The sequence below is a fragment of the Actinoplanes sandaracinus genome (assembly GCF_030009775.1).
GTDB classification, from domain to species: Bacteria; Actinomycetota; Actinomycetes; order Mycobacteriales; family Micromonosporaceae; genus Actinoplanes; species Actinoplanes sandaracinus.
The window spans coordinates 1-19,907 of record NZ_JASCTH010000007.1; the positions used below are offsets into that span (position 1 = coordinate 1).

Below are 19,907 nucleotides of genomic sequence, written 5' to 3' on the forward strand. Positions count from 1 at the left end.
CCCGCCTGACGTGACCGATGTTCATCTTTCATTCGATCGAGTGATCACTATCTATCGCGAACCCGCAGAACGATCTCCAAACGGACCCAACGCATAGATCAACCTAAACAGTTCATGACCGGCCTCTGAGAACTGCGGTGATCACGTGTGCATCCGCCCACGATTGATAGCGGTGAAAGATCACGCCCTCATTCAGCCGATGTGAGTGCGTGTGGCACGTGCGGGGAATGTGCTACCCATGGTGGAAGAGCGCGCGAGATCAGCCCGCCGGAAGGCACTGCTGGGCCGGCTCGGTGGGCCGCCCGGACCGTATGCCGCGGTATGCGTGGTCCTGGCAGTGATGGTGTTTCCGTTCCGCCTGCTGCTCGACAGAGGCGATCCGATCACAGAAAGCATCGCCGGCAGCGGACTGCAAGGAGCTATGTTCGCACTGATGTCGCTGGCTTTCACGTGGGCTCAGCGGATGACTGCCGCAGCCCCCGGCTCCACCGGTAACCCTCCGCCACTCACCGCAGCGGACCGTTCGGTGCGGGATCGCCGCGGAGCGATTGTCGGCTTGGGCATCGGCGTGCCGTTCTTCGGAGGGCTTATCGCTCTGTGCCTGAGCACCGGCCTACCGCACGCGTACGCGATAAGTTTCGGTGTTGTATTGGCAGTCATGGCTATGATCGCGATCAGGAATCTACACCGGAGGCCTCCGGTGTCAGCCTCCTGACGGTGCCCTGTTCTGCCGTGATCCGCTCGGCTCGCGGATCGGCCGACCAGGTGAGAATACGGACGGGCGCTGGCTAGGCCTCGGTGACTGCCGAGCTGAGGGAAAGCGCCAATGCCGCACATTCCCCCGTGTCTCGTGGTCGAGCGGCCTAGGATTCCGCGCGCCCTTCGGGGACGGGGAGACGTGGGTTCAAATCCCACCGAGACATGGGCCCGACGCCGTCTTCGGCGTCGGGCCCGTCCTTACTCTCGTGCCGCTGTCCGGGCACGGCTTGGATGGCGTCTCCATGCTTGTCCTTGAGGGTGCCCCACAGACTCTGTGCGAACAGCAGGGCCGAGGCGACGCCGACCCGCGATCGCACCGCGCAGAGTGACGGCCGCGCCGCGTGCGCAGCGCGGCCGTCGTTCACTTGCTTACGGCGCGATATTCCAGCTCTGGCAGTTGTTGCCGAGCGCGGTCCACTGGCGTACGGCGGCGCCGTCGGCCGTGGAGCAGTTGGCGACGTCGAGGACCTTGCCGTTGCCACGGTTCGCGACGAGGTAGCGGCCGCCGACCGGTGTGACGCTCCACTGCTGGCAGACGTTGCCGAGTGCGGACCACAGGTCGACGCCGGTGCCGTCGGCCGTCCCGCAGTTCACCGAGTCGAGGAGCTTGCCGCTGTTCACGTTGGTGATGGTGTAGTAGCCGCCGGCCACCCGGGTGAAGGTCCACTGCTGGCAGGCGTTACCCATCGAGCTCCACTGCCGCACGCCCGTACCGTTGGCGGTGCCGCAGTTCGCGGCGTCGAGGACCTTGCCGCTGTTCTGGTTGGTCAGCCGGTACCGGATCCCTGCCACCGGGAAGGTGGCGCTGCCGCCCGGGTCTCCCGAGGGCGCCGTGATGGTGGCGCCGGAGGCGACCGGCGTGCCGAGGTTCGGCGTCCCGTCGGAGTTCCAGTTCACCTTCGAGATCCGCGACGTACGCGTGCCGGCGCATCCCTGCGTGGCGGAGTCGTTCGCGTGGTAGATCATCCAGTTCTCGGTGCCGTCGGGCGAGGTGAAGAAGGCGTGGTGGCCGGGCCCGAAGACGCCGTTGGCGTCGGAGCGCTGGAAGATCGGGGTGCTCTTCTTGGTCCAGGACGTGGCGCTGAGCGGGTTGGTCCCGGTGAGGGTCAGCATGCCGAGCTTGTAGTCCGGCGTGGTGCACGAGCTGGCGGAGAAGGTGAGGAACGTCTTGCCGCCGCGCTGCAGGATGTGCGGCGCCTCGTTGACCTTGGCTCCGGACGTCTCCCACGCGTGGGTGGGCGCGGCGATCTTCGTGGCGGTGCCACTGACCGTCCAGGGGTTGCTCATCGGGGCGACGAACAGGCTCTGCTGGTCGCCGACCCAGGCCGAGTAGAAGAAGTACAGCTTGCCGGCGATGGTGGCGACGGTGGCGTCGATGGCCCAGCCGTTGTTCTGGACCTGCAACTGCGCGGCGAAGTGGTACGGGCCCATCGGGTCGGTACCGCTGCTCTCCAGCACGACCGAGCGCTGCCCGTCGCAGCACGCCGGGGTGCCGGCCGTGTAGTAGAGGTACCACCGCTTGCCGTTCGGCCCGTCGAGCAGGTGCATCTCCGGCGCCCAGGCGTTGCAGCAGACGGTCGACCCGGCGCCGGTGTACACGACGCTGTAGGCCGCACTCGACAGCTGGCCGACGGAGGCAGCCTTCTTGACGACGACCTGGTTGTTCCAGGTGGTCGCGGCCAGGTAGTAGTTGCCGTTGTAGTAGCCCATCCACGGATCGGCGCCGTACGGCGCGGGGGCTACCAGATTGGAGGTGGTCGTGGCGGCGACCGCCGCGGGCGTGGTGCCGGTCAACAGCCCTGCGGTTCCCGTGACCAGGGTCAGCGCCAGGGTGACCATGGCCTGGACTACCCGGCGGCCGATCTTCGATGCCATGCCGTGCCTCTCGTTCCCCCCGCCGAGGCGGGGACGTACCAGCTTGGAGGCGAAGTGTGAGCGTTAACACCATGGGCCGTCAACATGCGTTCGAAACAACTTCGAAATACTTTCAGCCCGTCGGCAGCCGTCCGATCGGCCGCTACGCAGACCGTCGCCGCCATGCTCGGATGGTGACGCGACGCGCACCGTGCAGGCTGGTCAGGACGGACTCCGGGCTGAGTCAGCGGCCGGCCGGCGGCCGGTCGTCGAGGATCCGCTCGAACAGGAAACTGTCCTGCCAGGCGCCGTCGAGATAGAGGTGGCTGTGGGCGGTTCCGTACCGCTCGAAGCCGTTCTTGGTGAGCACGCGCTGCGACGCCAGGTTGGACGGCGAGGTGCCCGCCTCGACCCGGTGCACGCCGAGTGTCCCGGCGATCCGCAGCAGATCGCCGACCGCGGCGGTGGCGAGCCCCCGGCCGGATGCGGCGGCGTCCACCCAATAGCCGACAGCGGCGCCGCACACCGGCCGGGGCGTCAGCGCGTTGAGCGAGGCGTAACCCAGGATCTTCGCGCCGTCCACGATGACCCGGCTGACCAGTTCACCGTCCGCCTGCTTGCGCAGCAGCATGCGAAGCCTGTCCCGCTGGCCGTCGAGGGTCCAGTACGACTCGGGCCGGTCGGCCTCGAAGGGCATCAGATGCTCGCGGTTGCGCAGCAGCGCGTCGTGCATCGCCGGCGCGTCATCCTCCCGGACGCTACGAAGAACGACGCCGCAGGGCAGATCCACCGTTTCGGACATCGAGCCATCGTAGTGCCGGTCGCGCGGTGGCCGCGGTCCGCCGTCGCGAGCACGGCGGCGGCGGCGAAGATCCTCGGTCCGCGTCGATGATTTGGTTACGGGGGCTTTCCTCTTCGGATACCGGGGAGTAAAACAATCTTGACGGTTTCGGCACCAGCAGTGCTCATAGTTTCGCGCGCCCTTCCACGCCGTGGCCGGACACGGCGGCTTCCGCCGCACCGCACGACGCCAGGAGACGCCGATGGCCGCACCTGCCCGTTCCCGCCACTGGCAGTGGCTGCTGATCATTCCGACGGTCGCACCGCTGCTGACGCCGCTCACCAACCGGATCGAACCGACGTTGATGGGCATCCCGTTCTTCTTCTGGTACCAGTTCGCCTGCGCGCTGCTCGCCATCGTCGTCATCGCGATCGTGCACCTGACCATCCGCGAGGACCATCGTGAGTGACCGCACCGTCGAGGTCGGCGTGTTCGTCGTCCTGATGGCGGGTGTCGTGCTGCTCGGTTTCGGGGCCGCGCGCTGGCGCCGGCCGGCGGACCCGCTCACCCTCGAGGAGTGGGGCGTGGGCGGGCGCGCCTTCGGCAACTGGGCGACGTGGTTCCTGCTCGGCGGCAGCATGTACAGCGCGTACACGTTCATCGCGGTGCCCGCGGTCACCTACGGGGTCGGCGCGGTCGGCTGGTTCGCCATCCCGTTCGCGATCGTCACCACCCCGCTGACCTTCATCTTCACCACCCGGGCCTGGTCGGTGGCACGACGGCACGGCTTCCTCACCCACAGCGAGTTCGCCGCCGCCCGGTTCGGTTCCCGGGGTCTGGGCGCGCTCATCGCGGTCACCGGCATCCTGGCCACCATCCCGTACGTCGCCGTGCAGCTCATCTCGTTGCAGGCGGTGCTGAGCACGGTCGGATTCGGTGGCGAGCTGCCGCTGCTGGCCGCGGTCACCCTGGTGTCGGTGTGCACGTTCCGCTCCGGGTTGCGGGCGCCCGCCCTGCTGTCGGTCGTCAAGGACGTGCTGCTGGCGTGGATGCTGCTCACCGCCACGCTGATGGTGGCCATGTACGGCGGCTGGGACAGCACCTTCCGGATCGCCGGCGAGCGCTTCGCCGCCACGCCGAACCCGGCCGACGGGCTGCTGCTGCCCGACAACGGCCACCTCGGTTTCCTCACCCTGGTCATCGGCTCGGCGCTGGCCATCTTCGCCTACCCGCACGCCCTGCTCGGCATGCTCGCCGCGAAGGACCGGGCGACGGTACGCCGCAACGCGGCCGCCCTGCCGATCTACTGCGTGGCGCTGGCGCTGATGGCGATGCTGGGGTTCTTCGCCCTGGCCCGCGGGGTGACACCGGCCGACGGTGACCTCAACACCGTGGTGCCCCGGATGATCCACGAGTACTTCCCCAGCTGGTCGGCGGGTATCGCGTACGCCGCCCTGAGCATCGCCGCTCTGATCCCCGCGGCGGTGATGTCGATCGCCGCGGCGAACGCCTTCACCCGCAGCCTCTACCGTCCCTACCTGCGGCCCGGCGCCTCGCCGGCGACCGAGGCCTGGGTGAGCCGGTGGGTGTCGCTGATCGTCAAGTTCGGCGCGGCCGCCCTGATCCTGACCGTCGATCCGGCGTTCTCCGTCGACCTGCAGCTCATCGGCGGTGTGCTCATCCTGCAGACGCTGCCGGCGGTGTTCCTCGGTCTGCTCACCGCCTGGTTCCACCGGACCGCTCTCACCGCCGGCATGCTCACCGGGCTGGCCGTCGGCGTCGGCATGCTCTACGGCATCCCGAAGACCGACGGAGCCGGGCGGGTCGTCGCCGACCACTTCGGTGGGTCCAGCTGGCCGCTCGGCGACGGCGGCAGTGTGTACGTCGGCGTCGTGGCGTTGCTGGCGAACCTCGTCGCCGTCGTCGGCTGCACCCTGCTGCTGCGCGCCGCCGGGGTGCGCGAGGGTGTCGACACGACCCGGCCGGACGACTACCTCGCCGACGCCGGTGACCCGTACCTGAAGCGCCTCGACGATCTGATCGACGGGTCGCCGGCGAACGGCCGAGCGGTCCCCGCGCCGGCCCAGCACGGGGGCCGGTACCGGCGGGCACGGCCGCAGCGGAAGGCCGACGAGGGGCAGCCGATCGAGCGGTGACCTCCGAAAAGCCGCGAGGCAGCAGTCCCGCGAGTGCGGGACTGCTGCCTCGGGGAAAGACCGGTGTCAGTAGCGGAAGCGCGACACCAGCGTCTGCAGCTGCCCGGCGGTCACGGCCAGCTCGTCGGCGGCGTTCCGGGTCTGGCTCACCGAGTCGGTGGTGCGCCGGGTGGCGTCCGACACCCCGCCGATCGTGGTGGCGATGTCACCGGCGCCGTTGGCGGCCTCGGACAGCGTCCGGTTCATCTCCTGCGTGGTGGCCGTCTGCTCCTCGACCGCCGACGCGATCGTCAGCTGCAGGCCGTTGATCCGCTCGATGATCTCGGAGATCTCGCCGATCGCGGCCACCGCGTTGCTGGTGTCGGCCTGGATGGTCTGAACCCGCTGGGAGATGTCCTCGGTGGCCTTCGCGGTCTCCTGGGCCAGGTCCTTGACCTCGCCGGCGACGACCGCGAACCCCTTGCCGAGCTCACCGGCCCGGGCCGCCTCGATGGTGGCGTTCAGGGCGAGCAGGTTGGTCTGCTCGGCGATGCTGGTGATCACCTTGACGACGGTGGCGATCTCCTCGGACGACGAGCCGAGCCGGCCGACGATCGCGTTGGTCTGCGAGGCGACCCGCACCGCCTGGGCGGCGACCTCGGTGGCCTCCGAGGTGGAGACGCTGATGTCGCGGATCGCCGACCCCATCTCCTGCGAGCCGGCGGAGACCACCTGAAGGTTGTTGGAGACGGCGTCGGCGGCGGCGGCCACCGCACCGGCCTGGGTGGACGCGTCGGTCGCGGCGGTGTTGACCGCGCCGGAGACGGCGGTGAGCTGCCCCGCCGCGGACTGCAGGGTGGTGGCGTTGCCGGCCAGCTGCACCACGTCCTCGCGGAGGCGGGCGACGGCCTGGTCGAGCGCGATGGCCATCCGGCCGATCTCGTCCTGGCTGGTCACGCCGGAGGTGCGGGTGAGGTCGCCGGCGGCGAGGCCTTCGGCGAGGGCGGACACCTGGCCGACGGTGCGGCGCACCCGGGCGGCGGCCTGGAAACCGATCAGCAGGCTGAGGGCGAGACCACCGGCGAGCAGACCGCCAATCAGGTACGTGGCGGCGGTGGCGGCCTCCTCGGCGGCGGCGACGCGCTGGTCGACGAGCTCGTCACCGCGGGCCTGCAACGCGGCCTGGTCCTCGGTCAGAACCGCGTGCAGCTTGCCGTACTCCTGGAGGGCGGCCGCCAGCTCGGCCTTGGTGGCCGAGCTCCGGTCGGTCGCCATGAAGGCGAGGAACTTGTCCCAGTCCTTCTGCGTCTTCGCGACGGCCGCGTCGCCGGGCAGCGCGGTGGCGAGCGTGTCGAGGGCCCCCTCGACGCCCTTCCTGCTCTGCTCCATCGTCTTCGCGATCTGCTCGGCGACGGAGGGGTACACCTGGACGCTGGAGGCGCCGCCGACGTACGCCTCGATGCCGCGGCCGACCGTGCCGACCGCGTTGCCGATCGTGGTGGTGCGGCGCAGTTCCTGTTCGGCCTGGTCGTTCAGGTCGCTGATCGTGGAGATGGCGACACCGCCGACGATCAGGCCGCTGGCGGTCGCGGCCAGCGCCGCTGCCCCGATCTTCGTGCGCAAGGACCGATTGTCGAACAGTCCACCGATACCCATTGGTGTGCCTTCCATTGTCGTTGACCAGCGGATCGGCCTCGAATGTCCGTGGTTGAGCGGTCGAACCCCGTTGCTACCGATCCGCTCCCGGGACGCGCCCCCGTGGCCACCGCGGCTGACACGATGGGCCGATGACCGACGATCTCGCTGATGTCCGCTTCGCCATCGACGCCGTCGACGCCCAGGTGGTCCGGCTCCTGGCCGACCGGGAGCGCCTGGTGCGCCGGGCCGCCGCGTTCAAGACCGACGAGCAGGGGGTACGCGCACCGGCCCGCGTCGAGGCGGTGATCGGCAAGGTGCGGGCGCTCGCCGCCGGGGCGGGCGCGTCCCCCGACGTGGTGGAGCGGGTCTACCGGGCGATGATCGGCGCCTTCGTCGAGCTGGAACTGGCCGAGCACCACGACTCCCTGAAACGTAACCAGTAGGTTACGCTTCAGGGGTGGACGAGGTGGCGAGCGCGATCGCGGATCCGGTGCGGCGGGACATCCTGCTGATGCTGCGTGACGCGCCGCTGTCCGCCGGGCAGATCGCCGGCCGGTTCCCGGTCAGCAGACCCGCCGTCAGCCGTCACCTGCGCGTGCTGCGGGAAGCCGGCCTGGTGCGGGACGCCGCCGACGGGCGCCGCCGCGTCTACACCCTGGTCACCGAACCACTCGACGAGCTGACCGACTGGCTGGGCCGCCTGACGCGGCCGTCCGGCTGGCAGCACCGGTTCGACGCCCTCGAGACCGAGGTCTACCGCACCAGGCGCGAGCGGCGCCCACCCGCAGAGGAGAAGACCGCATGAGCCCCACACCCACCGGCCGGCTGTCCGGCGACGATCTCGTCCTGACCCGCACCTTCCGCGCGCCCGTCGACGACGTCTGGGCCAGCCTCACCGAGTCGGAGCGCACGGCCCGCTGGTTCGGCCCGTGGCAGGGCGACGCCGCCCCGGGCAACACCATCAAGGTTCAGATGTCACAGGAGGAGGGCGCCCCCTGGACGGACATGACGATCGAGGCCTGTGAGCCGCCGCGCCGGCTGGCGCTGTCCGCGGTGGACGAGTACGGCAGCTGGGACCTGGACCTGGTGCTGACCGAGAGCGGCGGGGTCACCGAGCTCCGGTTCACCCAGCACCTGACCGGCACGGAGAACGTCGGCGAGGTCGGCCCGGGCTGGGAGTTCTACCTGGACGCCCTGGTCGCCTCCCGCGAGGGCGCCCCCGCTCCGGACTTCAACGACTACTTCCCGGCGATGAAGGAGCATTTCGAGTCCCAGAGACCGGCCGGCTGAGCCGGTCCTGATCGGCCGGGCTCCGGCGCCAGGCCGGCCACCGCAGCCGGGTCGCCGCACGCAGCAGCCACTCCAGCGGACCGTAGGCGTAGGCCCGCATCCACGCCGCCGACAGGGCGAGCTGGATCGCGTACAACGCCAGGCAGAGCGCGACGACCGTACCCGGAGAGAGTCTGCCGACCAGAGCGAACCCGTAACCGGTGAAGATCACCGCGAGCACCACCGACTGTCCGAGATAATTGCTGAGCGCCATGCGCCCGGCGGGCGCCAGCGCCGCGGCGACCCGCCGCCCGGCCGCGGTGTGGAAGATCCGCAGCACGGTGGCCGCGTAGGCGGCGGCCAGCAGCGGGGCCGTGACCAGGTCGATCGCCGCGGCAAAGGCCTCATAGGCGGTGCCGGCCCCGTGGGCGGCGGCGTCGGCGTAGACGGCGCTGCCGGCCAGGCCGACCGGGAAGCCGATCCACTGCGCCAGGCGCAGCGCGGTGCGGTGCCGCATCGGATCGGCGAGCAGGTTCCGGGTGCCGGCGGCCAGCCCCAGCAGGAACATCGCCAGCGCGGCGGGCGCCTGGAAGAGCAGCAGCAGCGACGCCGTGCTGGGCAGGTCGTGCAGGTGGGCGCCGATCACCTGGGCCGGGTCGCCGGCGAGCTGCCCGGCGGCCCGGTACGCCCGGGCGGTCATCGCGGCGGCGTCGAGCGTCGCGTTCGGCTCGGTCCACGCGATCAGCCACCCCAGAGCCGCATAGATCGCGGCGACACCCGCGAGAATCCCGGCCGCGGCGAGCACGGCGGTCCGGGGCTTCAGGCCACCGGCGGCCAGCAGGATCAGACCCAGGACGGCGTACGTGGTGAGGATGTCCCCGGTGAACAGCAGCACCGCGTGGCAGGCGCCGATCACGAACAGCATCGCCAGGCGACGCAGGAACGCGGCCTTCTGCGCGAACCCGCGCAGCAGTGTGAACGAATATCCGAACAGGAACGAGAAGAGCAGGTAGAACTTCGTCTCGAACAGCCAGGTGACGAGCCAGGCGACCGTGAGGTCGGCGGTGGAGCCGAACGCCGGGTCGGGCAGCCCGCTGCCGTGGAAGGCGGAGGCGAAGTAGGTGGCGTTGACGATGAGGATGCCGAACAGCGCGAAACCGCGCAGAGCATCCACATCGGTGAGCCGGGCGGTGGCCACGGTGGGACTCCTTGACTGGGGTGATGATGTGCGTCGACCGTAGGAAGACGGCCCGGGTCACCGCGTCAGGCTCAGTGCTGACCTCCGTGTCCGACTTTGGTCGGACGCCCCGGGCGGCGCCGGATTCCTAGAATGGAGCGGTGATCAACTTCAGGGCCGCATGGCTGTCACTGCCGGCCGTGCTCTTCGTCCTGATCGCCACCCAGGAGGTGGCCGCCTCGCCCGATCTGCGGGGGCCGCTCTGGGCGAACGCGCTGTGCGCGGCGGGCATGGCGGCGCCGATCGTCGCCGGCCACCGGCGGCCGGCGCTCGCGGCCCTGGTGACGGCGGCCGCCGCGATGGCGCAGACCACGTGGCTCACCCCGTCGACCCGGCTGGCGATGCCGCTGGTCGCGATGCTGCTGGCGGCGTACACGGCGGGCCGGCGCATCGAGCGCCGGGCCGCCGCGGGCGCGGCGCTGCTGCTGTGCGTGGCCCAGGCGTGGCTGGGCCCGGTCGTGGTCAACGGCGACCCGCTCGGTGACGGCCTGTTCGTCACCGTCGCGCTGTGGGCGGTGTGGCTGCTCGGCCGGTCGGCGACCACCCGGGCCCGGCTCGCCGACCAGGAGCTGGCCCGCCAGGAAGCCGAGCGGCGGCGGGCCGAACAGGTGCGCCAGGCCGTCGCCGACGAACGGCGGGCCGTCGCCCGGGACCTGCACGACACGGTCGCGCACGCGGTCACGCTGATGGTCCTCCAGGCCACCGGCACCCGCCTGGTCGCGCAGGCGCAACCCGAGACGGCGGTGGCCGCGCTGGCGACCATCGAACGGACCGGCCGGCAGGCGATGGGCGATCTGCGCGCCATGCTGGGGGTGCTGCGGACCGCCGGCAGCGACACCGCCGCGCCGGGGCCGACACTCGACGACCTGGAGGATCTGGTGCGGGGCGCCCGCGACAGCGGCATGGACGTGACCGTCGAGGACCACACCGGCCGGCGAGCGCTGCCGCGGATCACCTCGGCCACCGCCTTTCGCGCGGTGCAGGAGGCGCTGACCAACGCCGCCCGGCACGCTCCGGGGGCGCCGGTGCTGGTCACCCTGCGGGCCGGCCGGTCCGGGCTGCGCGTGACGATCGACAACGAGCCGGGTACGGCCCCCGCCACCGACGTTCCCGGGGCCAGGCTCGGGCTGATCGGGCTGCGGGAGCGGGTGACCGCGCTGGGTGGGGAGCTTCGGGCCGTACCCCGGCCGGGTGGCGGTTTCACCGTCGGCCTGGACCTGCCCGCCGACCTGGATCCAGCCGGCGGGCCACCCGCGCCCAGCGAGCCGCACGCACCCAGCGGCCCGGATTCACCCGGCGGACCCGATTCATCCGGACCCGATTCATCCGGGCCCGGTTCGGTCGGTGGCCTGGATTCGGCTGTCGGGCCGCGTCTTCCCGGGGCCGCCGCGTGAAGCCGATCGGCGTGCTGATCGCCGACGACGAGCCGCTGGCCCGGGCCGGCCTGGCCCTCATCGTCGGCGCCGCCGCCGATCTCACCGTCGTGGGCGAGGCGGCGACCGGGCCGCAGGCCCTGGAACAGGCCGCGCTGCTGCGTCCCGACGTGATCCTGCTGGACATCCAGATGCCCGGCCGCGACGGCATCGCCGTCACCGCCGCGTTGCGGGCCGAACCCGACCCGCCGAGGATCGTCGTGATCACCACCTTCGGCCTCGACGAGTACCTGCACCGGGCGCTGGCCGCCGGCGCCGACGGCTTCCTGCTCAAGGACGCCCCGGCGGAGACGATCCAGGAGGCGGTGCGCGCCGCGCACCGCGGCGAGGCGGTGCTGTCACCGCGGATGACGCGGCGGCTGATCGACCACTACACCGCCGGGCGGATGCCCGATCCCGTTCCGCCGGCGGGGTACGCCGAACTGACCGGCCGTGAGCAGCAGGTGCTGGGCCTGATCGCGCGCGGGCGGTCGAACGCGGAGATCGCCGCCGAGCTGTACATCGGTGAGGCGACCGTGAAGACCCACGTCACCCGAGTGCTGATGAAACTCGGCCTCCGCGACCGCGCCCAGGCGATCGTGCTGGCCCACCGTCACGGCCTGACCTGAGCCGTCCGGCGCGGCGACCCGCGTCAGCCGCCCTTGGTCACGGTCAGCGTGCTGACCGGGGTGGCGTTCAGGGCGTTCATCCGGGTGCTGACGTCGCCCCAGGTTCCGGCGGCGATGCCGGCGTCACGTTCGGAGACCAGCGTGCGATAGGTGGCCGTGGAGATCCGGTCGAGGCGGACCTGCCACGCGACCCCCGTGCCCTCCGGTCTGGTGGACCCGAGATGGATGCTGTACGGCGCCGGCACGCCGTCGTGGACGTCCACCTTGCCGTCGAGGTAGCAGCGCCCGGCGACGCAGACCGACAGCGCCAGCACCGTCTCGGTGGCCGAGGCGTCCGCCGGCGAGACGGTGAACCTCGCGTCGAACGGCCACGCGACGGTGCTGCCGTTCGCCGGGGCGACGATCCTGGTCTTCGCGCCGGCGGCGGGCGTCGTGGTGCTCGCCGCGGCCTTCGTGGGTTTGACGGCGGGCGCGCTCGTGACGACCGCACGCGACGGGGTGGCCGCCGCGGACGCCGACGGGACGGCCGGGGCCGCCGCCGACGACGCCGGCGGGGCCTTCCGGCTCGTGCAGGCCTGCGGCGACGTGGCGGCGCCGTCCGGGCCGTACGACGCGACGACCGCGAAGCAGTGGTCGCGGCTCGGATCGAGGCCCTGGACCTCGAAGGACACCGCCTCCCGGGCGGCCTCCCCCAGGTGCCGCGGCGCCTCACCCACCGGGCCGCCGGTGATCATGAAGGAGGACACGCTGCCGTTCGTGGGCCGGCCCCACACGAGCATCACCGAGGAACCGGCGTCGTGCAGCGTCAGATGAGCGGGCGCGGCCTGGACGGCGACAGCGGACTCGGCCTTGCCGGGGGAACGGGCGAAGATCGCCGTCACCGCGGCGGTGACCGCGATCACGGCGACGCCGGCCAGCGCCCAGGACTTGCGGGATCGCGCCGGCCCGGCGGCGGACGCCGGTGGGGGCGGCACGGCAACCGGCTCGTGAGGCGGCGGCTCGACCGGCTGTCGCGCGTCTGGCCAGGGCTGAACCGGCTGAAGCTGGACCGGCTGGAGCTGAACCGGCTGGAGCTGGACCGGCTGGAGCTGGACCGGCTGGAGCTGGACCGGCTGGAGCTGGACCGGCTGGAGCTGGACCGGCTGGGGTTCGGCCGGTCCAGGCTCTACCGGCTGCGGTTCGGCGGATTGGCGTTCGACCGACTGGGGCTCGACCGGAGCCGGTATCGGAGCAGGCTCCGGCGCGGGGACCGGGGCCGGCGCAGCGACCGGCGCCGGGGCGGCCGGCGGGTCGGGTTCGGCGTAGGCGCGGGCGCGGACGACCGCCGGATGGTCGGGGCCGAGCGCCGCCGGGCCGAACTCGGCGACCCTGGCGAAGTTGGTGCGCGCCACGTGCCGGTTGGCCAGTTCCTCGGCGACCACCGCGAGGTCGTAGGCGAGCATCACCGCCAGCGGGTCGGTGTCACTGAGCCGGCGTCCGACCTCGAGAGCCTCCTCCAGCAGCCGCCGGGCCGCCATCGGGTCGTCCGCCCGCACATGGACGCCCGCGAGCTGGCGCATCGTGGCCAGCAGCTCGGCGTCACCCTCGGCGAGTCGCTCCCGGCCGATCTCGACGGCGCGTTCGAGCAGTGCCCGGGCTCCGTCCAGATCGCCCGCCACGGCGAGGGATTCGGCACGCTGACGGGCTTGTGAGAAGGCGGGAGACTCAGGCACCCGATCATGCTGCCTTCCGGCGGCGCGCAACGCCAGTCCGGGTTGGACGGAAATAGCTCCATTGACACCGAACAGCGACCGAGCCGGGTGTCCACAGCGCGCGATCGTGGATCGAGCGGTCACCGAGCAGCAGCGCGACTGGGGCGCCTGAGGGCGACACGGCGTGCGACCCCGGGCCGGACGCCGGTGACCTCTCCAGACTCCGCGAGCCTCCGGTTGATCACCCGGTCTTCCGGGCCAGCGCCTCGGTGATGCAGCGCAGCAGATGATGGACGGCGGCGGACCGGCCGCCGATCCGGGTGGTGGCGTGGATCTGCCGGGCCAGCCCGTCCGGCCGGCATACCGGCAGATAGCCCAGACCACGGTGGGCGGTGGCTGCGAGCTGCGGGACGAGCGACACCCCGAAGCCGGCGGCGACCATGGCGAGCACCATCGGGTAGCTGTGCACGCGGACGCTGATCCGTGGCTCGAACCCGGCTGCCCGGCACGCCATCTCGGTGGCCGCCTGAAAGCCGGTGCTGGTCAGCGCGGCCACCCAGTCCGTGCCGGCGAAGTCGGCCAGCGACACCGGCCCGGACTCGGCGGGAAGCAGGCGCCGGGGCACGGCGAGCAGCAGAGGCTCGTGGTAGAGCGGCCGCTGGGAGAGCCCTCGCAGGTTCGGCCGGGACAGCGGCGTGTACTCGTGGGTGACGGCGAGGTCGATCTCGCCGGCCCGGACCCTGGGCAGCGCCTCGTCGGACTCCAGCTCGGTGAAGTGCAGGTCGACGTCAGGCCACCGGCGCCGGAAGGCGGTCAGGGCCGGGATGACGAAGCTGGTGCCGGCGGTGGCGAACGCGGCGACCCGGACCGTGCCGCCGCGCAGCCCGGCAACGTCACGCACCGCGCGCTCGGCCTCGGCAAGCGAGGTCAGCACCGGTTCGGCGTGCTCGGCGAGGACACGGCCGGCCTCGGTCAGCCGGACGCTGCGTGCCGAGCGTTCGAGCAGGGCGGCGCCGACGTCGCGTTCCAGAGCGGACAACTGCTGCGAGGCGGCCGCGGCGGTGCAGCCGGCCCGGGCGGCCGCGCCGGCGATGCTCCCGGTGGCCGCGACATCACGCAGCAGGACCAGACGACGAGGATCGAGCACAAGCAGAACTTACGCTGAGCGATACGAGCATGCATTGATCCGGGTTTGCCACCGTGCCAGCCTGGCCGGGTGCCACTGGATCCGCACCTTCTCGCCGCCTTCACCGTCAGCACGATCGTCGCTACGCTGGCGCCCGGCCCGGACATGCTCTACGTGCTGAGCTCCGGGATACGCGGCGGTCCCCGTGCCGGGCTGCTCGCCACGGCCGGGATCGCCACCAGCGAGGCGGTCCACGTCCTCGTCGCCGCCGCCGGGCTCAGCGCGCTGTTCACCGCCGTGCCCGAGGCGTTCACCGTTCTCCGCGTCGCCGGTGCCGTCTATCTGGCCTACCTGGGCATCCAGATGATCCGCCAGCGCGGCGACCTGATCGTGTCCCCGGACGCCGCAGCGGCCGTCTCCGACCGTCGCGCGTACCTCACCGGCTTCCTGACCAACCTGTCGAATCCCAAGATGATCGCCTTCTCGGTGGCGTTCCTGCCGCAGTTCGTCAATCCCGCCCTGGGCTCGGTGTGGGTCCAGTTCGCCGTCCTCGGCGTGATCCTCATCGTCACGGAGTTCCTGATCGACGGCGGGGTGGGCGTCTTCGCCGGCCGGATCGGAAACTGGCTGCAGCACCGCCGCACGTTCCGGCGATGGGTCGACACCGCCACCGGCGGTATCCTCATCGCGCTGGGCATCAGGCTCGCGGTGGAGCAGTAACGCCCCGGCGTACCGGCCGGCCCATCGGTCGCGGCACGGTCGCCGGTACGCCGACGGCGCCGGCCGCCCTGATCCGCGGATTGCGGCTAAGGGCGCCGCCCGGCGTGCCGAAAAAGAGGTCGTGAGCGACGACGTCGCCCTGCCGCCCGCCCGCGCGGCCCGCAGGGCCGTCGCCTCCTGGGCGATGCTGGGCGCCATCCTGCCCGCCGTGGCGTTCGTCGGCGCGACGGGGCCGCCCGCCTCGTCGATCGGCTATCTACTGGGCGCCCTCGTCTGCATCGTCGCGACGGCGACGGGAATCCGCCGCAACGTCGCACCCGGAGACCGGCGTCCGTGGCTGTCGATGCTGGCCGGGGAATCGTTGTCCTTCGCCGGTGAGGCGGTCCGCATCCTGACGACCGTCGTCGACAGCCCGCCGCACTCCATCCTGGCGATGGTCCCGATCGCGGTGGTGCTGCCCACCTATCTGCTGCTGATCGCGGGCGTGCTGGATCTGGCCCGGCGCAGCCGGGCCGCCGACGACGATCCGGCCCGGGTGGACGCCGTCCTGATCGGTATCGGAGCGGCCCTGCTGGTGTGGTGTCTGTGGATCGAGCCGTGGTTCGCCGGTGACGACCCGCGATGGGAGAGTCTGGTCGCGGCGGTCCTGCCGCTCGCCGCCGCCCTGCCGCTGGTCATCGCGATGCCGATGCTGATGCTGGGCCGGGCACGTACGCCGGCGCTGTGGCTCTTCGCGACCAGCGGCGTGGCGTTGCTGGCCGCCAACATGGTGCTGGCCACCCGCGGCTGGTTCCCGGACGGCTCGGAGGCCGTACCCCTGCAGTTCATGGGTGTTCTCGTGCTGATCGCGGAAGCCGCCATCGCGGCCTGCGTGTTGCATCCCACGGTGGGCGTGCTGACGCAGCGGGTGCGGACCCGGTCCCGGCTGCTGCGGAAGGCCAGGACCGCGGTGATCGCCGCGACGCTGTGCGTGCCCACGGTCCTGAGCGTGGTGTCGCCTCCGGCGGACCGGACCTTCACTCTGGTACGGGCGCTGCTGTCGCTGGCTCTGATCGGTGCCGTGGTGTCCCGCGTGGTGCGGGCGAACAACTCCCGCGTACGGGCCGAGCAGGAAACCCTCTGGCGGGCCGAGCACGACCCGCTGACCGGTCTGCCGAACCGGGCGAAGCTGGCCGCCGTCGCCGACGGCCGGTCGCGGGTGAGTGTGCTCCTGCTGGGCCTGGACCGGTTCAAGGTGATCAACGATCAGTGGGGTCATGAGGTCGGTGACGAACTGCTCCGCGCGGTGGCCGGCCGGCTCACGGCCGCCGTACGCGAGGAGGATCTGGTCTGCCGGATCGGCGGCGACGAGTTCGTCGTGGTGCTGGCCGCCCCCGGGGAGCCGGCCGAGCGCGCGCCGGAGGACGGACCGGACGCCGAGCCGCTGGCGCAGCGTCTGCTCGCGGCGCTGGCCGTGCCGCTGCCGCTGTCCGTCGGCGCGGTCGACGTCACCGCCTCGATCGGGATCGCCCACGCCGACGGCCGGCCGAGCGCCGAGTTGCTGCGCGACGCCGACACCGCGATGTACGTGGCGAAGGGCTCCGGACGCAACCGGTACGCCGTCTTCGACCCGCTGCTGCGGGAACGGCTCCAGCGAAGGCTCACCCTGGAGCACGCGTTCCGCGGCGCGCTCGGCGGCGGGCAGCTGGACGTGCACTACCAGCCCCTCGTCGACCTGGCGACCGACCGGATCGACGGGTTCGAGGCGCTGATGCGCTGGACGCATCCCGAGCTGGGGGCCGTGTCGCCGGTCGAGTTCATCCCGGTGGCCGAGGACACCGGGATGATCGTCGCGGCCGGGGCCTGGCTGCTGGAGAACGCCGCCGCGCAGACGCGGGGCTGGCGGGCCGCCCACCCGCTGCACGTCTCGGTGAACCTGGCCGTGCGGCAACTGCGCGAGCCCGGCCTCGCCGACCGGGTCCGCGACGTCCTGACGCGGACCGGCCTTCCCGCCGAGGCGCTCTGGCTGGAGATCACCGAGTCCGGGTTCATGGAGGATCCCGACACCTGCCTGCGGACCCTGCACGAGCTGCGGGACCTCGGCATCACCCTGTGCATCGACGATTTCGGTACGGGCTACTCCTCGCTCAGCTATCTGCAGCGCCTGCCGGTGGCGGTCGTGAAGATCGACCGGGCGTTCGTGGCCGGGGTCGGGGACGGCGGCGCGAACGAGTCGATCGTGCGGGCGGTGCTGGCCATGTCGCACGCCCTCGGGCACCGGGTGGTGGCCGAAGGCGTGGAGACCGTGACGCAGCGGGACTGGCTGCGGGCCAGCGGATGCGACTTCGCCCAGGGCTGGCTCTACGGCAGGCCGCTGCCGGCCGCGGAGCAGGACGTCCTGCTCGGACGGCTCTCGGCCGTCCGATAGCGCGTCAGGGGGATCGCCGTCGTCGCGGGCGCGGGCGCCGGACCGGGCATTGATCATTCCGGTATGGACTGGCAGACTGCGGCCTGCGCTCTGTCACGTCAGGCGCGCAGACGTTCGCATTCACGGGGGATGCTCGATGTCGCAACAGTCCTATGCCCTGCGCGACCCGGGCGCCGGCCACGCCATCGGGATCAGCACGCTGCTGGAACAAGCCCGGGCCGGCGTGCGGCGGCTGCCGCCCCATGAGGCGCTCGCCGCGGCCGAGGGCGGCGCGCTGCTGGTCGACACCCGCACCGACGTCCAGCGGCGGGAACAGGGCGACCTGCCGGGGGCGCTGGTCATCGACCGTACGGTGCTGGAATGGCGCCTCGACCCGGCCTCGCCGGACCGCATCCCCGAGGCCACCGGCTACGACCTGCCGATCATCGTGGTGTGCCGGCAGGGTTACAGCTCCAGCCTGGCGGCGGCCAGTCTCCGCGCCCTCGGCCTGCACCGGGCCACCGACATGACCGGTGGCGTGCAGGCGTGGCGAGAGGCCGGCCTGCCGATGTGGGACGGACCCGCCGACGTGCGGCGCTGACGGGGCGTCAGGCCGGTTCCTGGTCGCGCGCCAGCGGTTCGAGGCGGGTGCGGGCCGGGTCGAACCGGCTCAGCACCATCCCGGCGAGCAGGGCGAGCGGGAACATGACCACACCGTAGACGGCGGCGGGGACGGCGAGTTCCTCGTTGCCGAGGACGCTGACGGCTATCGCGATCGCCAGGGTGCTGTTGTGGACGCCCACCTCGAAGGCCGTCGCGATGGCCTGCTGGGGGCCGACACCGAGCAGACGGGGCGCGGCGTATCCCACCGCGAGACTGCAGAGGCAGAACAGTGTGGTCGCGACGCCGACGTCCGCGAGGTAGCGGCCGATGTTCTCCCGTTCCGCGGCCAGGGCGCCGATGGTCACCCCGGCGAGCGCCACCGCGGAGGCGATGCGGACCGGCTTGTCGGCCCGGGCGGCGAATCCGGGCGCGAAACGCCGCACGGTCATCCCGATCGACACCGGCACCAGGACGATCGCGAAGACCTGGACCGTCTTGGTGAACTGGAGGCCGACGTCGCCCGCGCCGGCCGGGTCGAAGTAGGCCACGGCCAGGTTCACCAGCACCGGCAGGGTGATCACGGCGAGCAGGGAGTTGACCGCCGTGAGGGTGATGTTGAGGGCGACGTCGCCGCGGAACAGATGGCTGAACAGATTGGCGGAGGTGCCGCCGGGCGACGCCGCCAGCAGCATCATGCCGACGGCCAGCAGCGGTTCCAGGTCCAGGGCCAGGACGATCCCGAAGCAGATCAGGGGCAGCAGCAGTGTCTGCGCGACGAGCGCCACGCCGACCGGCCGGGGCTGGCTGCCGATGCGCCGGAAGTCATCGACGGTGAGCGACAGCCCCAGCCCGAACATGATGACGGCGAGCGCGACCGGCAGTCCGGCGGTCAACAGCAAGGAATCCACGGCGGTCCCCTTTCGATGGATCTCGTACGCGGCAGCATGAACCGCGGAGGAAGTGACGGAGACCACTCGGCCGCAAGGTTGCCGAGATGATCGCACTGTTCGGCGGCCGCGTCGATGCCGGGACCGTACTTCGCCGGCCAGGCCGTCGTCCCGGCCAGGCGTTTCCGGCGAAACCGGCGCACGCCGCGCCCCGGGGACGGCCGGCGAGTGAGGGCCCAGCCGGCTGTCGCCGGGAGAAGCGGCAACCGGGCCGTACGCGGACGCGGCCCAGCAGGGTCACCGATCTCGGCGGTGCTCAGCCCCGCTTGCGGATGCCCTGACCAGTCGAAGCGTCCAGGAATCCGGCGTTTCCTCGCCGACGCTCGCCCACAATCGGCATTGGCGACTGCGAATCGCCCGACGGCCCCTGGCCGGGCTGTCGCCCAGGCCGGTGTCTTCGCCGCCCATCGCTCGGCTTCCGCTGGGGTGTGGCCGGCGGGGCGGGCGCGCTTTTGATTCCGTCGCCTCACCTGATGGAGAAGTTTCCGATTCGGCTGTCCCGTACTGGCGGATGAGCACCTTCGAGTCGATGCTTTGGGCGCGACTCGGCCAGGTCGACCGCGGCGAAGTCACACAGCGCGACGCAGACGCAACGCGGCCGGAGCATCTGGCTCGGTTCGCGACGCATATCGACATGCATCGGGGCCTCATGCTGGCGAACGCAGGTGATCAGCGAGGCGGTCTGGCACACGCGAAGGCAGCCCTTGCCGCATTGCTCCC

18 protein-coding genes and 1 tRNA gene are annotated in these 19,907 nt (G+C 71.7%); 12 read left to right on the plus strand and 7 right to left on the minus strand.

The features are described from left to right. The first annotated feature begins 238 nt into the window (after positions 1–238). A complete protein-coding gene (locus tag QLQ12_RS11895) occupies positions 239–715 on the plus strand; it encodes a hypothetical protein (protein ID WP_282759415.1) in 477 nt (158 codons plus the stop codon). A 129-nt stretch (positions 716–844) separates the two neighbouring features. Next, positions 845–923: transfer RNA gene (locus tag QLQ12_RS11900), tRNA-OTHER, on the plus strand. 205 nt (positions 924–1,128) lie between these two features. Here the strand turns inward: QLQ12_RS11900 and QLQ12_RS11905 are convergent. After that, positions 1,129–2,634, minus strand: coding sequence for a family 43 glycosylhydrolase (locus tag QLQ12_RS11905; RefSeq protein WP_282759417.1), 1,506 nt, complete (start codon positions 2,632–2,634; stop codon positions 1,129–1,131). A 223-nt stretch (positions 2,635–2,857) separates the two neighbouring features. Then, positions 2,858–3,415, minus strand: a complete 558-nt coding sequence (locus QLQ12_RS11910) for a GNAT family N-acetyltransferase (RefSeq protein ID WP_282759419.1) — start codon at positions 3,413–3,415, stop codon at positions 2,858–2,860. A 241-nt stretch (positions 3,416–3,656) separates the two neighbouring features. Here QLQ12_RS11910 and QLQ12_RS11915 point away from each other — a divergent pair, with 241 nt between their 5' ends. Beyond that, entirely contained in the window at positions 3,657–3,863 is a 207-nt protein-coding gene (locus QLQ12_RS11915; RefSeq protein WP_282759420.1) for a DUF3311 domain-containing protein, read from the plus strand. Next, positions 3,853–5,550 carry a sodium:solute symporter family protein gene (locus QLQ12_RS11920; protein WP_407651471.1) on the plus strand — a complete coding sequence of 566 codons (1,698 nt, stop codon included), beginning with the start codon at positions 3,853–3,855 and terminating at the stop codon, positions 5,548–5,550. The genes QLQ12_RS11915 and QLQ12_RS11920 overlap by 11 nt, the downstream gene beginning before the upstream one ends. A gap of 66 nt (positions 5,551–5,616) precedes the next feature. On the opposite strand, the gene QLQ12_RS11925 is transcribed toward QLQ12_RS11920, so the two are convergent. Then, complete coding sequence (locus QLQ12_RS11925; RefSeq protein ID WP_282759423.1) at positions 5,617–7,152, minus strand: methyl-accepting chemotaxis protein; 1,536 nt, start codon at positions 7,150–7,152, stop codon at positions 5,617–5,619. Between the two features lie 164 nt (positions 7,153–7,316). On the opposite strand from QLQ12_RS11925, the gene QLQ12_RS11930 reads away from it, so the two are divergent. The 3 genes from QLQ12_RS11930 to QLQ12_RS11940 are packed head-to-tail and all read left to right on the plus strand — an operon-like array spanning position 7,317 to position 8,457. After that, complete coding sequence (locus QLQ12_RS11930; RefSeq protein ID WP_282759425.1) at positions 7,317–7,610, plus strand: chorismate mutase; 294 nt, start codon at positions 7,317–7,319, stop codon at positions 7,608–7,610. 14 nt (positions 7,611–7,624) lie between these two features. After that, on the plus strand, positions 7,625–7,972 hold the full coding sequence (locus tag QLQ12_RS11935; RefSeq protein WP_282759427.1) for a metalloregulator ArsR/SmtB family transcription factor: 348 nt from the start codon (positions 7,625–7,627) through the stop codon (positions 7,970–7,972). Further along, positions 7,969–8,457, plus strand: a complete 489-nt coding sequence (locus QLQ12_RS11940) for an SRPBCC family protein (protein WP_282759428.1) — start codon at positions 7,969–7,971, stop codon at positions 8,455–8,457. The genes QLQ12_RS11935 and QLQ12_RS11940 overlap by 4 nt, the downstream gene beginning before the upstream one ends. Here the strand turns inward: QLQ12_RS11940 and QLQ12_RS11945 are convergent. Next, on the minus strand, positions 8,399–9,634 hold the full coding sequence (locus QLQ12_RS11945) for a DUF418 domain-containing protein (protein WP_282759430.1): 1,236 nt from the start codon (positions 9,632–9,634) through the stop codon (positions 8,399–8,401). The genes QLQ12_RS11940 and QLQ12_RS11945 overlap by 59 nt on opposite strands. A gap of 140 nt (positions 9,635–9,774) precedes the next feature. Here QLQ12_RS11945 and QLQ12_RS11950 point away from each other — a divergent pair, with 140 nt between their 5' ends. Further along, positions 9,775–11,067: a sensor histidine kinase gene (locus QLQ12_RS11950; RefSeq protein ID WP_282759432.1), complete on the plus strand. Its 1,293-nt coding sequence runs from the start codon at positions 9,775–9,777 to the stop codon at positions 11,065–11,067. Continuing rightward, positions 11,064–11,714 carry a response regulator gene (locus tag QLQ12_RS11955; RefSeq protein ID WP_282759434.1) on the plus strand — a complete coding sequence of 217 codons (651 nt, stop codon included), beginning with the start codon at positions 11,064–11,066 and terminating at the stop codon, positions 11,712–11,714. The genes QLQ12_RS11950 and QLQ12_RS11955 overlap by 4 nt, the downstream gene beginning before the upstream one ends. Positions 11,715–11,737: 23 nt before the next feature. Here the strand turns inward: QLQ12_RS11955 and QLQ12_RS11960 are convergent, their stop codons facing one another. Then, positions 11,738–13,426 (minus strand): tetratricopeptide repeat protein, encoded by a 1,689-nt coding sequence (locus tag QLQ12_RS11960; RefSeq protein WP_282759436.1) that lies wholly within the window; start codon positions 13,424–13,426, stop codon positions 11,738–11,740. Positions 13,427–13,646: 220 nt separating this feature from the next. Further along, positions 13,647–14,552 carry a LysR family transcriptional regulator gene (locus QLQ12_RS11965; RefSeq protein ID WP_282759437.1) on the minus strand — a complete coding sequence of 302 codons (906 nt, stop codon included), beginning with the start codon at positions 14,550–14,552 and terminating at the stop codon, positions 13,647–13,649. 69 nt (positions 14,553–14,621) lie between these two features. On the opposite strand from QLQ12_RS11965, the gene QLQ12_RS11970 reads away from it, so the two are divergent. The 3 genes from QLQ12_RS11970 (at position 14,622) to QLQ12_RS11980 (ending at position 18,238) form a co-directional block, all read left to right on the plus strand. Beyond that, entirely contained in the window at positions 14,622–15,251 is a 630-nt protein-coding gene (locus QLQ12_RS11970; RefSeq protein ID WP_282759438.1) for a LysE family translocator, read from the plus strand. Between the two features lie 121 nt (positions 15,252–15,372). Next, positions 15,373–17,658: a putative bifunctional diguanylate cyclase/phosphodiesterase gene (locus QLQ12_RS11975; RefSeq protein ID WP_282759439.1), complete on the plus strand. Its 2,286-nt coding sequence runs from the start codon at positions 15,373–15,375 to the stop codon at positions 17,656–17,658. A 136-nt stretch (positions 17,659–17,794) separates the two neighbouring features. Next, positions 17,795–18,238 carry a rhodanese-like domain-containing protein gene (locus QLQ12_RS11980; RefSeq protein WP_282759440.1) on the plus strand — a complete coding sequence of 148 codons (444 nt, stop codon included), beginning with the start codon at positions 17,795–17,797 and terminating at the stop codon, positions 18,236–18,238. A 7-nt stretch (positions 18,239–18,245) separates the two neighbouring features. On the opposite strand, the gene QLQ12_RS11985 is transcribed toward QLQ12_RS11980, so the two are convergent. After that, on the minus strand, positions 18,246–19,169 hold the full coding sequence (locus QLQ12_RS11985; protein ID WP_407651472.1) for a bile acid:sodium symporter family protein: 924 nt from the start codon (positions 19,167–19,169) through the stop codon (positions 18,246–18,248). Between the last annotated feature and the right edge of the window lie 738 nt (positions 19,170–19,907).